The sequence below is a fragment of the Hamadaea sp. NPDC051192 genome, from assembly GCF_040682475.1.
Lineage (GTDB): Bacteria > Actinomycetota > Actinomycetes > Mycobacteriales > Micromonosporaceae > Hamadaea > Hamadaea flava.
The window spans coordinates 81274-94336 of the sequence record NZ_JBFBAZ010000016.1; the positions used below are offsets into that span (position 1 = coordinate 81274).

Genomic DNA, 13063 nt, shown 5'->3' on the forward strand with positions numbered 1-13063 from the left:
GCTGACCTCAGATCAGACTGATCGTCTCGATGTCGCATTCGATGCGGCGGCGGTTGCGGGCTGCCTCGACCTCGGGGTGGTCGGCGCCGAACTTCTCGATCAGCAGCCGGGTCGCCTCAGCGAGCAGCGGGAGGCCGGTCTCGGTCTGTCCGCTCTGGATCTGGTCCACCGCGGCGTTGACCATGCAGTAGTAGGTGTAGGCGTGTTCCGGGCCGCGCACCCGCTGCGAGTCGGCGAGGATCTCCGCGGACAGCGGCTGTGCCTCGGCGATCCGATGGGCGCGAACGAGGTTCATGACCACCCCGGTACGTGCGCTGAGCAGGTACGGATGCGCCCCCGGGAGCGTGCGGCGCAGCCCATCGAGGGTACGCAGGTTCAGCTCCTCCGCGTCCTGGTCCAGGTCGCGGGCGCGCAGGATGGCCGCGACGTTGACCGACGCGCACCACACCAGTGGGTGGTCCTCGCCGTAGATCCCGCGGAACAGCTGCAGGCTGCGCATGGCGTAGGTGTGGGCGTCCCTCGCGTCGCCACGCGCCCGCAGCGCGTTGGCCGCTGTCATCCCGCACTCGGCGGTCATCAGATGATCGGGCCCGAACCGGCGGGTGGCCAGCAGATGGTTGGCCCGGCCCTCAGCTACGGCCTCGTCGAGCCGGCCGAGTTTGCGCAGGCTCGCGACGTAGACACAGGTCGCGCGGAGCACGGTGAGGTGGTCGGCCCCCAGCAGGTTGCGCTGGATCGGAAGCGAGCCCTCCAGCAGCGCGGCGGCGTCGGCGTACCGGCCGAGGAGGTAGAGGTCGCGGGCCTGGGCCTCCTGGGCGAGGACGATCGGGATCGCCCCGTCCTCCAGGGTGCGGGCGTGCTCCTCGACCTCGACGTTCAGCGCGTACGAGGCAGCGAAGTCGCCGGTCAGCCGCAGGTCCATCGCGAGCGAGTTCATGATGCGCAGCGTGCTGGGGTCGGCGTCGCCGAGGACCCGTCGCTGCGTCTCCAGGGTACGGGCGTCCAGTTCCCGCGCTTCGGTCACGCGGCCCGCCCGGCGCATGTCGGCGCCGACGCTGTTCGCCGCGCCCATGGTGTACTCGTGCTCCTCGCCGAGCGCCTCGACCATGCGCTCGTACGCCGCCAGTGTGACGGTGGCTGCCTGCTGATCGTTCAGTTGCCGCAACGCGTCGCCGTACCGGCGTAACGCCAATAGGGTCAGCGCGTCGGAGCTGGCACGACCGTCCGCGTCGGGCACGTCCCAGGCGGCGAGCGCCTCCTCGACGAGTACTCGGCAGCTCTCGTAGTCGCCCGTGTTGTAGACGTACCGCACCTGGTCGAGCACCGTCCGGCGAGCGTCCACATCGCCGTCGATCATGTGTGCGGCCTGTAGGTGCGGGGCGATTTCCGAATGCCGGGGCCAAGTGCCGCGGTCGTCGGGGAAGCCGGGGTTGGCCGCCGACAGCAGCCGCTGGGCGTTCAGCAGCGGTTCGGCGCTGGTCAGCCCCTCCCGGACGACGAGGTGGACCAGCCGGTGGATCTGCACTCGCTTGTTCGCGTTGTCGATCCGCGCCAGCCCCAGCGAACCGAGATGCCGTACGGTCCGGGAGATGTCGTTGCGCTCCTGGAGCACCGACCGCAACGGTTCGGGCAGCCCGGCGGCGCGCCGGCCCTCCCAGAGCAGTCGCGTCGAGATCGGCTCCGGAGCCAGGTGCACCAGCAGCTCGAGCAGCTGGACGGCAGCCGCCGACCGCTCGGCCAACTGCGGCAACGCCAGCGAGACGACGGTCAGCACCGTGCCGTTGTACTCGCGGGGCCGGCCCTCGGCGAGCAACGTCGTCGCCCGGCTCTCCAGGTCCTGCAGGTACTCGTCCACGGAGGACGGCATGGTCAGCAGCCAGCTCGCGGCCTGTTCCAGGGCCAGCGGCAGGTCGTCCAGCTTCTCGGCCAGATCGTGAGCCTCGCGGTCGGTGGTGTCGGGCACCCGTGCCTGGAGCAGTTCCAGGGATTCCGACCGGCTGAAGACGTCCAGCTCCAAGGTCGCGCCCTCGGCCGCCCACGCGGTGTTGCGCGTGGTCACGATCACGTGCCCGAGTTCGCCGACGACGTTCGCGGTCGGCATGAGCGGGGCCAGTTCGGCCGGATCGGTCGCGTTGTCGTAGACCAGCAGCCAGTCCTGCGACGTCGTCGCCAGATGGTCCAGCAGGGCGCGGATACGCTGCTCCATGCTGGGATTCGGGGGGATGTTGACGCGGTCGGCCAGGGCGGACAGCGACGCGCGGACGGTCGCGATGTTCTCGGCGTTGATCCACCAGATGATCTGGTACCGGCTCTGGTTCAGGTAGGTGTACTCGACGGCGAGTTGGGTCTTGCCGACCCCGCCGGCCCCGCGCACGCTGGCCTTCGGCAGGACCGACGCCCGAGCCTGCTGGGTCAGGGCGGCGTCGAGAGTGGTCAGGCTCTCGCGGCGGCCCACGAAGTACTGATTGCGGGCCGGTACGCCGCCCCAGACCAGGGCAGGCGGTTGCGCCGTCCCCGAGTCGGTGACCTTGATGATCGTCGTGGTACCCACGTCGGGACCTTCCTCATGCGCCGGCAAACCTGTGTTCGAGCCGGGTCCCGCGGCCGCACTGATCAATCGCGCCACACGGCGAGCGTTGTCCAGGTCAGCACCGGTCAACCCAAAAGCATACCGGCCGCCGGTGAGCCAGGTCTCGATCCTGGCGGTGTTGCCTTCCCGACCGGAGACCCTGCCACTGGCCGGATTCGCCCCGGCACCGCCCGCCTCCCCCGACAGCCGCTCCAGCAGCAGGACCACGAAGGCGATCATCGCGGACGCGCCCCAAGCCTCGGCTCGCTGCCAGCCGACCTGCTGGAGGACGACGTCCGGCTTGTCGACGTCCACCCGGGCGTCCATGACCTGACCGGCGACCTCCGCGACGACGTCGGGCCGAACCCCGTCGAGCAGTTCCGCCAGGTCCAGGCGGGCGAGAACGCGCCACGCGGGCACGACGTCACCCGGCTCGCCGAACGCCTCCGCCGCGCGCAGCAACGTGGGCAGGCCTTCGGGCTCGGCCGACAACGCCTGGACGATGACCATCAGATCGGTCTTGTGCGCCGTGGTCTTCCGGTTGTCACTGACGATCTGCCGACCGAGTTCGGTGTGGACGGCGTCGAGGCACAACTGACGTTCGTCCGCGTTCTTCAGCACTCCCACCGACAGGAGCACGTCCCGCAATTCGGTGGCTTGCTGAAGCAGCAGGCGGGGCATGATCAGTCCTCTTCGTCCGGTGGCGGCAGGAGCCGCATCGACACCGCGAGTGCACGGAACTCCCGCAAGGAGATGCTATCGGGATCCTCCCGCTCGGACAGTCGCCGATAGAGGGCCGGGAATCCGCCGTCCGTGTCGAGTGTGGTGGTGATCAGTTCGCGGCAGTCGAGGAGCAGGCGGTGCGTCACGCGTACGCGGAGCCGGATGGCGTCGGGCAGTGCGGCGATCAGCTCCGCTCGCGCCAGGGAGTCCTCGATGGTGGGGACGGTCGCGAGCGCGCGGGCGAGCGTACTGCGTTCGGTGGGGCTGAGCGGCTCGGTCCGGGGTGCGGCGGTCACCGCTGAGGCGAGGTCGGCGGGGAGCAGGCGGCGCCAGGCGGCCACCGGGATCATCCAGCCCACGGTCTGCTGGCCGAGTTGCGAACGCGCGACGGTGAGGCCGACGACGCGGCCGTCCGGGTCGAACACGCCCGCTCCGCTGAAGCCCCGGTCGACGGCGACGGTCGCGGTGGACAGCCGGTCCAGCTGCCGCCAGCCGGTGACCGGGTCGGCCGGGCCGACCAGCCGCGCCCGGGCCAGGACCTGCGCTGGGGACTGGGCGGGGTTGCCGATGACGCGTACGTCGAATTCGGCGTCGCCGCAGTCGGCCAGGCGGGCGGGCGGCCCGGTCAGCGGCGCGCGGGTGGTCAGCACCGCCAGGTCGCCTTCGCCGTGCGGGCCGATCGGGGCCGACCAGGTCACGTCCGCTGCGATGGGCACGCCGGACGGCTCGGCGACGGCCAGCGCGTCGGCTGGTTCGTCGGAGACCACGTGCCAGCAGGTCAGGACGCGGCGCGCCGACAACGCGACACCCGCACCCACGATCCGCTCCGGGTCACCTGCCAGCACCCGGACCCGGCCGGCCAGCGTGGGCTGCCCGGTCACTCCCGTCCCGCCACCGGGTTACGCCACACCGCCCGCACGACCAGATGTCCCTCCGCGGCGGTACGCGCGATGAGCGCGCCGGCCTCGGCGGTCAGCGTCAGGCCGACCTCGACCTCGAACTCGTCGGGCGCGACCGGAAGGTCGGACAGGGCCGTGATCGCGGCTTGAAAGGCCGGCCGGACTTGGGCCAGGGCGACCTCGAGCTTCTCCTTGGCGGGTTTGGCGCGGCTGAACACGCCGACGCGCTCCAGCCCGCTGTCGTCGCGCTCTTCGACGTACACGGTGCCGAAGTCGGATTCGAAGCGGAGGAGTTCACCCACGCCCGAAGAGTAGATCACTGTCGACATGAGACCAACCGCCGTACGCCCACTGTTCGGTGACTGTCGGAAACCTGATACCGCAGCGCTTTCCACTCGCCGGGGTGGATCACTTGCCCGGCACGGCCACCCTTGGGACGCTGAGGCCATGACCGCCGCATCCGCTGAACCGCCTGCCGACGCCGCTGGCCGACGGCCAGCCCGGACGGCCGACCCCCGGACGGCCGACCCCCGGACGGCCGACCCCCGGACGGCCGACCCCCGGACGGCCGACCCCCGGACGACCGCCGGGAGACCGTTCGACGAGCTGATCGCCGAGGCGGCCGAGGCCGACGTGGACGGCTGGGACTTCTCCTGGCTGGACGGCCGGGCCACCGAGCAGCGGCCGTCGTGGGGATATCTGCGGCGGATGTCGGCGTTGATGGCCAGGGCCCGGGTCGCCGTCGACGTCCAGACGGGCGGCGGCGAGGTGCTGGCCGAGGTCGCCGCGCTCGCCCCCACCACGTACGCGACCGAGGGCTGGCCGCCGAATCTGGCGCTGGCGCGGCGTACGCTCCAGCCGTTGGGCGTGCCGGTCGTCGAGGCGGCCGAGGACGGTCCGCTCCCCTTCCCGGACGAGACGTTCGACCTGGTGGTCAGCCGTCATCCGAACGTCGTCGGGTGGACCGAGGTCGCCCGGGTGCTGCGGCCGGGCGGGGTGTACTTCAGCCAGCAGATCGGGCCGGGGTCCAATCGCGAGCTGACGGAGTTCTTCCTCGGGCCGCAGACCTACGGGCCGGAGCGCGAGCCGGAGACCGCCCGACGGGAGCCGCCGGTCTCGTCCTCGACGAGCTACGGGCCGAGTCGCTGGTGGTCACGTTCGCCGACGTCGGCGCGGTGGTCTACTTCATCCGCAAGGTGATCTGGGCGGTGCCGGACTTCACCGTCGAGAAGTACCACGACACGTTGCTGGCGCTGCACGAGCACATCCAGCGCCACGGCCGATTCGAGTCGCACGCCCAGCGGATGCTGGTCGTCGCCCACAAACCATAAGCCGGCCCGCAAACCATAAGTCGGCCCACCAACCATAAGCCGCCCACAAACCGTCGGTTTAGCGGCTGCTGTTCAGGTACGCCAGCACCGCCAGCACCCGCCGGTTGTCGTCGTCGGACGGGCCGAGCCCGAGTTTGCCGAAGATGCCGGCGGTGTGCTTGCCGACCGCGCCCTCGCTCATGAACAGCCGCTGGGCGATCGCCGCGTTCGACCGGCCTTCGGCCATCAGCCCGAGGACCTCCTTCTCCCGGGTGGTCAGCTGGTCGACCGGGCTGTCCGGCCGGGCCCGCGTGAGGAGCTTCGCGATGACGTCGGGGTCCATCGCGGTGCCGCCCGCCGCCACGCGACGGATCGCGTCGACGAACTGACCGGCGTTGAGCACCCGGTCCTTGAGCAGGTAGCCGACTCCACCCGAGCCGTCTTCGAGCAGTTCGCGGGCGTACAGCTGCTCGACGTGCTGGGACAGCACCAGGACCGGCAGACCGGGGCGCCGGCGGCGGGCCTCCAACGCGATCCGCAGGCCTTCGTCGGTGTTGGTCGGCGGGAGGCGTACGTCGACGATCGCGATGTCGGGCTCGTGCTCGGCCAACGCCGCCGCCAGCTCAGGACCCGTCTCGGCCGCCGCGACGACGGTGAACCCGTGCGCCGTGAGCAGCTGGATCAGTCCCTCCCGGAGGAGGTAGAGGTCCTCGGCGAGGACGACGCGCATGGCAGCTCCATGATCAGCTCGGTGGGGCCGCCGGGCGGGCTCGACAGCGTGACGGTCCCGTCGAAGATACCGAGCCGGCGGGCCAGGCCGCGCAGGCCACTGCCATTGGCCGGATCTGCGCCGCCCCGACCGTCGTCGCGAACGGTCATCCGCAGCACGTCGCCCTCGGCGGCCGGGTCGGCGCCACCGGCCGGGAGCAGGTCTAGCCGGACGGCGACGGTGCGGGCGCGGGCGTGCTTCGCGGCGTTGCCCAACGCCTCCGCCACGGAGAAGTACGCCGCCGCCTCGATCGGCTCGGGCAGCCGCACCTGCAGGTCGATGTCGACGGTCACGGTGAGCGGACTGTCCAGCGCCAGCGCGCGTACGGCGTCGGCCAGGCCGCGTTCGGCCAGCACCGGCGGATGGATGCCCCGGACGACCTCGCGGAGTTCGCGCAGCGCCTGCGCGGCCGCCTCCTGGGTCTGCACGGTGAGTTCCTTGGCCGCGGCCGGATCAGTGTCGATGAGCGCCTCGATCGTGCCGAGCCGCAGCCCCAGCGCGACCAGGCGGGCCTGCGGGCCGTCGTGCAGGTCGCGTTCGATGCGCCGCAGTTCGCGAGCGGCGGCGTCGCTGGCATCGGCGCGGGACAGCGTCAGCTGCTCGACTCGCTGGGCGAGGGCGGTGTCGCCGGATGGCTTGAGGAGCAACCGGCTCCAGCGCCCGTGCAGCCGCAGCGCGGCGGGCGCGATCGCCACGCCGAGCGCCGCCAGCGCCAGCCCGCCCGGGATCGCGGCGGCGGGATGGCCGAAGAAGGTGCCGTACCAGAAGTTCGCGGGCGACTCGCTGACGAAGATGTGCACGATCCGGGGCAGGATCTGACCCCAGATCCCGTAGACGACCAGGAACACCGGTACGCCGGCGATCAGACCGCCGGCGATCGGATCGGTCCCCCGCCACACCAGTTCCCGCCAGGTCGCCGGATCGGTCTGCACCCAGTAGAACCGCTGGGTCCACAGCGCCCAGCGCGGGGTCTTGTAGAGGTTCCGATTCACCCGATACATGCCGTCGGGCCGCTGGACCAGGGGTGGCAACGGACGATACGGGCTCGGAATGGACACACCCGACCAGTGGGCGAGCGACCGCCGCCAATCCGCGAGCCAGCGCAGATCAGCCTGCCCCCAGGGGACGAGGAAGATCAGGCCGAGCCCGTAGCCGAGGACCAGCGCGGCCACGGTCGCCACGAACACCGGGATCGCGATCATGCTCGTGAGCAGCAGCAGGGTCAGCCGGATCACTGGGGACGTCGCCTTCGCGGCCCAGACGCGTACCGGATGATCTGTATGAAGGTCGTGGACGTCGGACCGCAGCATGGGGCCGCCCAGCATGCGGCGGTGGAATCTCGCCGTCGCCCGCAGCCCCACCGGCGCGAGCGCCAGACCGGCGACCGCGGCCGCCGTGACCATCGCGGGCGAGCTGAACGGGCCGGGCGGGGCGAACGCCAGGACGGCGAACGGCAGCGCCAGCGGCAGCACGCCGAGGAGGCCGACGACCGGCGCGACGGCGAGCCAGCCGAGGTCCCGCCAGCTCGCGTTGTCGCCGAGCACCCAGTCGATGCGGTCGGCCAGCCGCGGCCACCACAGGCGCTTGTACAGCTGGCGGTCCCGCTGGTACCAGCCGTCCGCGTGCGGCTGCGGCAGCGGGGGTTCGGGCGCATAGGGCTCGGGGATCTCGATGCCCGTCAGGGCCTTGGTCCGCCGCCGTACGCGTCCGGTCAGCCGGCGCACGGCCAGCAGCGGGCCGGGGATGAGGAAGACCAGGCCGAGCAGGAAACCGGGCATGAAGACGACCAGCACCGGACCGAGGCACAGCAGGCCGAACAGGCTGAGGGCGTAGAGCTCCAGACCTGCCGCGAACGCGCGCAACCTTGCCGTCATGCCCCCAGTCTGGCCGGTCACCGGCAAGGACCGCACTGGGGCTGACTTCCCGCCGGGGTGGGGCTAGGTCTACCCCAAGCGGAGGGCTGAACGGATTCTGGGCGACGCCGCCGATTTCTAGCGTCTATAGGCATGACAGCCACTCCGAAAGTCCTCGAAGTCACGAACCTGCACAAGCGCTACGGCGAGCGCGTGGCCGTCGACGACGTGACCTTCTCCGTCGAGCGCGGCGAGATCTTCGGCATCCTCGGGCGCAACGGCGCCGGGAAGACCACCACCGTCGAGTGCGTCGGCGGACTGCGTACGCCCGACCGGGGCGACATCCGGGTGCTGGGGCTGGATCCACAGCGCGACCGGGAACGGCTGCGCCGGATCCTCGGCATGCAGCTGCAGGAGTCCAGCCTGCAGGATCGCATCACGGCCAGCGAGGCGCTGCACCTGTTCGCCTCGTTCTACCCGAACCCGGCCCGGCCGGAGCAGCTGCTCGACGACCTCGGGCTGACCGGCTCGGCGGACACGGCGTACGCGAAGTTGTCGGGCGGGCAGAAGCAGCGGCTGTCGATCGCGCTGGCGCTGGTCGGCAATCCGCGGCTGGCGATCCTGGACGAGCTGACGACCGGTCTCGACCCGCAGGCCCGGCGCGACACGTGGCAGCTCATCTCCGACATCCGCGACCGGGGCGTGACGATTCTGCTGGTCACGCATTTCATGGACGAGGCCGAGCGGCTGTGCGACCGGGTCGCGGTGATCCACGACGGGCGGATCGCCGCCCTCGACACCCCGGCCGGCCTCACCGCGCTGGTCGCGACCGGCCAGGTGCTCACCTTCCGCGTCGCCCGGCCGGTCGCCCTCGACGGGCTGCCCGGTGTCAGCGACGTCGCCGTCGACGGCGAGCACGTCACCGTGCGAGGCACGGAGGAAGCACTGCCGGCCGTCGTAGCCGAGCTGTCTCGGCAGGGCTTGGCCCCGCTGGGGCTGCGCGTCGAGCAGTCCACACTCGACGACGCGTTCGTGCAGCTCACCGCAGTCTCCGCCAGCACCGCCACCGACACCCCCGACGCTATCGATGGAGCGAACCGATGAACGTGACCATGTTCCGCACCGAGCTGCGCCTCTACTTCCGCGACATCGCGGCCGTCGTCTTCGGCATCCTGCTCGCCCCGGCCATCCTGGCGATCCTGGGCAGCGTGCCGGCGTTCCGGGAGGCCAACCCCGCACTCGGCGGCCGCTCGACGCTGTCGGTCTATGTGCCGACCATGCTCACCATGGCGGTGGCGATGGTCGCACTCAGCATGCTGCCGGCACAGCTGGCGACCTACCGGGAACGCGGCATCCTGCGCCGGCTGGCGGCCACTCCGGCCCGGCCCCGCGACCTGCTCACCGCGCAGGCGTTCGCCCACCTCACCGTGCTGGGCATCGGAGTGCTGCTGGTGCTCGGGGTCGGCTGGCTGGCGTACGGGGTCGACCTGCCGGGCAACCCGCTGGCGTTCATGCTCGGCCTCCTGCTCGTCGCGGCCTGCCTGTTCGGTTTCGGGCTGCTGCTGGCCTCGGTGGGCTCCGCGAAGCTGACGCAGGGCCTCGGGTCGCTGACCTTCTTCCCGCTGATGTTCTTCGCCGGGCTCTGGGTGCCGCTCGATGTGATGCCGAAGACGCTGCAGCGCATCGGCGAGTTCACCCCGCTCGGCGCGGGCGTCAAGGTCATGCAGGACGCGGCGGCCGGTCACTGGCCGCAGGCGCTGCACATCGTGGTGCTCTGCGCCTACGCGGCGGTGGCGTGGGCCGCGGCCGCCCGGTTCTTCCGCTGGTCCTGACCCGCTCGCCCGACCGCCCGCGCCCTGCCTTCGCCGCTACCGACCGGTGGCCGCGTCGAGCAGGGCGCGGGCGGTCTGGCGTACTGTCCGCGCGGCTTGGGCCTGGTCGTATCCGGCCACATCCGACAGCCAGATCAGCGTCTCGATGCCGATCGCCGAGCGGATCGCGATCGCCAGCGCGTGCACGTCCACCGCCGGGTGCGTCACGCGCAAGGGCGCCAACGCGTCCTCGACCCAGGCCACCGCGCGGCCCTGCCGCAACGTCGGCCGTTCCGCTTCCGGCCCAAGGGATACGCGTAAAGCAGCGCGCAGTTGATGTTCCCAGGTGAAGTTGTATTCGCAGAACGCCGCCACAAACGCGTCGAGCCGTTCGGGCAGGGTGGCGGGCGCGTCCGGACCGAGCAACGTGTCGGGCGAGATCTCCGGGTGCGCCGCCATGAGCAGCACCCGCTGATTCGGGAAGTAGCGGTACGCCGTGGTACGCGAGATCCCCGCCGCCTCGGCGGCCTCCTCGACCTGCGGCGTCTGACCCTCGGCGAGCAGTCGCCGGGTCGCGTCGACGAGGGCCTGCCGGGTGCGGGCCTTCTGGCCGACCCGGCCGGTCGCCTCATAGGGCATGGACATCGGCATGATCGTACTTCCCGGCCGGCTTGCCGGTGCGAGGGTTCAGCGGCCGAGGCGGAGGCGTACCGCGGTGATGCGGGCGACCAGCCAGACCAGGGCGGCCATGCGCTTCGGCGCGGTGAGCCGGGCCGGGCGGCGGCGTACGCATCGCAGGATCAGCTCGGCCGCCCGGTCGGGGGAGATCTTGAACGGTGTCACCGGGGACTTGGCCAGCTTGGTGTCGACGAACCCGAACCGCACCGTCGTCACCGCCACCCCGTACGGGCGCATCGCCAGCGCCAGCCCGTCGAGATAGGACGTCAGCCCGGCCTTCGACGCGGCGTACGCGGGCGCCTGGTCGCTGATGAGCCGGTCGGCGAGGCTGGACAGCCCGATGAAGTGGCCGGACCGGGCCGCCGCCAGCAGGGGCAGCACCACCTCGACGGTGGCAGCCGCGCCGCCGAGGTTGACCGCGAGCACCCGGCTCTGCACAGCCAGATCAGCGGCAAGGTCCGCCGGTGGGGCGGCCCGGCGGAGGAAGTCCCCGATTCCGGCGCAGTAGACGCAGAGGTCGACCGCTCCGAGCCGATCACATGCCTCGGCGAGCCGCTCCGCGTACGCGGAATCAATGACGTCCAGCGTCAAGTGCTCATAGCCGGTGTGGGTGAGCCCGCCGGGACTGCGCGACACACCAATGACACGCCAGCCGTCGGAGACGAGCCGGGTGGCCAGGGCGAGCCCGATGCCGTCGCTGCTCCCGACGACGATCGCGGTCTTGGTGGGGTTCTTCGTTCGGGTCATTGTCCGGGTCGTTGTCGGGGTCAGCGAGTCCACCCGGGAACGATAAGCCGGATCGGTACGCCGGGACCTAGTGGAGGGCGAACGCGACGGTGATCGTCGTGCCCTGGTGGTTGGCGATCTCCATGCTCTCGGCGAGCCGCCGGACGATCCAGAGTCCGCGACCGCCCGGTTCGGCCAGTGGCACCGGCTGCGAGCCGGCTTCCGGGTCGGCCAGCCCAGGACCGTCGTCGGTGACCTCGCAGTAGAGCAGGTCACCGGAGCGCCACAGGCGCAGCCGGCCCCGGCCGCCGCCGTGGCGTACGGCGTTGATCGCGAGTTCGTGGCAGGCCAGCACGATCTCGCCGGCCCTTCGGCTGTCGGCGCCCAACTCCGAGGCATGGGCGGCGATCGCCGAGCGCAATGCGTACAGGCCGGCCGCGTCGAACTGCTGCTCGAGCAGTTCGGCCGCGACGTCAGGCCGGTCGCGGTCGGGTGGGCGCAGGTCAGGGGCGCTCATCGGCTTCGATCAATCTGAGCCGGACGTCGCCGCCCACGGAGCCGTCCGAGAACGAGCCGCCGGACAACCGGCCGCCCGTCAGCGACGCGCCGGTGTCCTCGACGCCGAGCAGGCGCAGCACCGAGGCCACCATCGAGGAGGCCACGATCGTCATCGTGCGGCCCGGCGGCAGGGAGAACGCCGTCTTCGCCACGAGCGTCGCGCAGGCGACGTCGATGAAGTGCAGCTTGGCCAGGTTCAGGTAGAGGTGCCGGTCGAGCCGGACGGCCTCGGACAACGCCTGTTCCAGCGGGTCGCGATGGGTGAAGTCCAGCTCGCCGGCGATGCGTACGCCGGGCGGCCGGTGCTGACGGCAGATCCGCAACACCGGATCGTCGTGGTACGCCAGCGCCGCGACCGTCTTGGCGTGGGACCGGGCGGCGAAGGACAGGGTCACCGGGTCGAACCGGTCCCGGTCGTACTCGCAGATCGCGGTCAGCTTGCCCGACGTGAACAGGCTCCCCAGCGCGGTCTCGAACTCGGCCAGCCGCTCGGCCGCCGGCGACGGCGCGACCGCCCAGCACATGTCGGCCGACACGCGCAGCCCCGGGTAGCCCTGCTCGACCGAGACGGCCAGCTCCGCGCCGAGCACGTCGACGACGGGCTGCGCGCCGACGCCGACCAGGCCGACGTCGCGGCTCGGGGCGATGATGAGCTGCCCGTCACGGGCGCCGGTCACCTCGCGGCTGACCAGTTCGGCCGCCATCTGGTCGGCGGACAGTTCCTCGGTGTAGCAGATGATCTTGTCGCCGCGATCCAGGCCGTCGGCGACGAACGCGGCCACGATGTCCAGCCGTTCGTCGCTGTCCGAGTACGTCAGGCAGGCGTGATCGCCCGGCCGCAACTCGTCCACCGTGATCGGATCCGACACGCTTCTCCCTTCCTCACCGAACCATCCCATACCCAGATCTTCAGCGCATGATTCCTGCCGGTGGGCGGCCCAGCAGGCGGTTCACCTCGTCGCTCACCGGTGACCAGCGGTCCTGCCGGATCGCGGCGAACATCGAGCTGTAGGCGTACACCCACCAGGGTTCTTCGCCGGCGAGCGCCAGCGCGGCGGCGAAGTCGGCGTCGGCGCACTCCTCGAAGGCGTACCCGGCCGCTTCGGCGACGTCGGCGCCGGTGAGGCTCTCCGCGCCGGTCAGGTCGTGGTGCCGGTCGGTCGGCCC

At 71.4% G+C, this 13063-nt stretch carries 12 protein-coding genes and 1 pseudogene; 3 read left to right on the forward strand and 10 right to left on the reverse strand.

Features of this window, described 5'->3' with window-relative positions:
- Nucleotides 1-7 precede the first annotated feature (7 nt).
- The 3 genes from fxsT to AB0M47_RS09950 are packed head-to-tail and all read right to left on the reverse strand — an operon-like array spanning nucleotide 8 to nucleotide 4493.
- Nucleotides 8-3250, reverse strand: coding sequence for an FxSxx-COOH system tetratricopeptide repeat protein (fxsT, locus tag AB0M47_RS09940; RefSeq protein ID WP_363411300.1), 3243 nt, complete (start codon nucleotides 3248-3250; stop codon nucleotides 8-10).
- 2 nt (nucleotides 3251-3252) lie between these two features.
- Nucleotides 3253-4173 carry a trypsin-like peptidase domain-containing protein gene (locus AB0M47_RS09945; RefSeq protein WP_363411302.1) on the reverse strand — a complete coding sequence of 307 codons (921 nt, stop codon included), beginning with the start codon at nucleotides 4171-4173 and terminating at the stop codon, nucleotides 3253-3255.
- Entirely contained in the window at nucleotides 4170-4493 is a 324-nt protein-coding gene (locus AB0M47_RS09950; protein WP_363411304.1) for a CU044_2847 family protein, read from the reverse strand. Before AB0M47_RS09950 ends, AB0M47_RS09945 begins: the two co-directional genes overlap by 4 nt.
- 304 nt (nucleotides 4494-4797) lie before the next feature.
- On the opposite strand from AB0M47_RS09950, the pseudogene AB0M47_RS09955 reads away from it, so the two are divergent.
- Nucleotides 4798-5522: pseudogene (locus AB0M47_RS09955) on the forward strand (methyltransferase domain-containing protein).
- 58 nt (nucleotides 5523-5580) lie between these two features.
- Here the strand turns inward: AB0M47_RS09955 and AB0M47_RS09960 are convergent.
- Together AB0M47_RS09960 and AB0M47_RS09965 are read right to left on the reverse strand one after the other, a co-directional pair.
- Nucleotides 5581-6231, reverse strand: a complete 651-nt coding sequence (locus tag AB0M47_RS09960) for a response regulator transcription factor (protein ID WP_363411306.1) — start codon at nucleotides 6229-6231, stop codon at nucleotides 5581-5583.
- Entirely contained in the window at nucleotides 6183-8144 is a 1962-nt protein-coding gene (locus AB0M47_RS09965; protein ID WP_363411308.1) for a sensor domain-containing protein, read from the reverse strand. Before AB0M47_RS09965 ends, AB0M47_RS09960 begins: the two co-directional genes overlap by 49 nt.
- 132 nt (nucleotides 8145-8276) lie before the next feature.
- Here AB0M47_RS09965 and AB0M47_RS09970 point away from each other — a divergent pair, with 132 nt between their 5' ends.
- Entirely contained in the window at nucleotides 8277-9227 is a 951-nt protein-coding gene (locus AB0M47_RS09970) for an ABC transporter ATP-binding protein (protein WP_363411309.1), read from the forward strand.
- Nucleotides 9224-9955, forward strand: a complete 732-nt coding sequence (locus AB0M47_RS09975; RefSeq protein ID WP_363411311.1) for an ABC transporter permease — start codon at nucleotides 9224-9226, stop codon at nucleotides 9953-9955. The genes AB0M47_RS09970 and AB0M47_RS09975 overlap by 4 nt, the downstream gene beginning before the upstream one ends.
- 36 nt (nucleotides 9956-9991) lie before the next feature.
- Here AB0M47_RS09975 and AB0M47_RS09980 read toward each other — a convergent pair whose 3' ends face one another.
- From AB0M47_RS09980 to AB0M47_RS10000, 5 genes are all read right to left on the reverse strand, one after another.
- Entirely contained in the window at nucleotides 9992-10579 is a 588-nt protein-coding gene (locus AB0M47_RS09980) for a TetR/AcrR family transcriptional regulator (RefSeq protein ID WP_363411313.1), read from the reverse strand.
- Nucleotides 10580-10621: 42 nt separating this feature from the next.
- Entirely contained in the window at nucleotides 10622-11359 is a 738-nt protein-coding gene (locus tag AB0M47_RS09985; RefSeq protein WP_363411315.1) for an SDR family oxidoreductase, read from the reverse strand.
- A 67-nt stretch (nucleotides 11360-11426) separates the two neighbouring features.
- Nucleotides 11427-11855 carry an ATP-binding protein gene (locus AB0M47_RS09990; protein ID WP_363411317.1) on the reverse strand — a complete coding sequence of 143 codons (429 nt, stop codon included), beginning with the start codon at nucleotides 11853-11855 and terminating at the stop codon, nucleotides 11427-11429.
- Nucleotides 11842-12765, reverse strand: coding sequence for an MEDS domain-containing protein (locus tag AB0M47_RS09995; protein WP_363411319.1), 924 nt, complete (start codon nucleotides 12763-12765; stop codon nucleotides 11842-11844). The genes AB0M47_RS09990 and AB0M47_RS09995 overlap by 14 nt, the downstream gene beginning before the upstream one ends.
- Before the next feature lie 40 nt (nucleotides 12766-12805).
- Nucleotides 12806-13063, reverse strand: a 258-nt coding sequence (locus AB0M47_RS10000) for a hypothetical protein (protein ID WP_363411321.1), incomplete at its 5' end; no start/stop codon positions are given.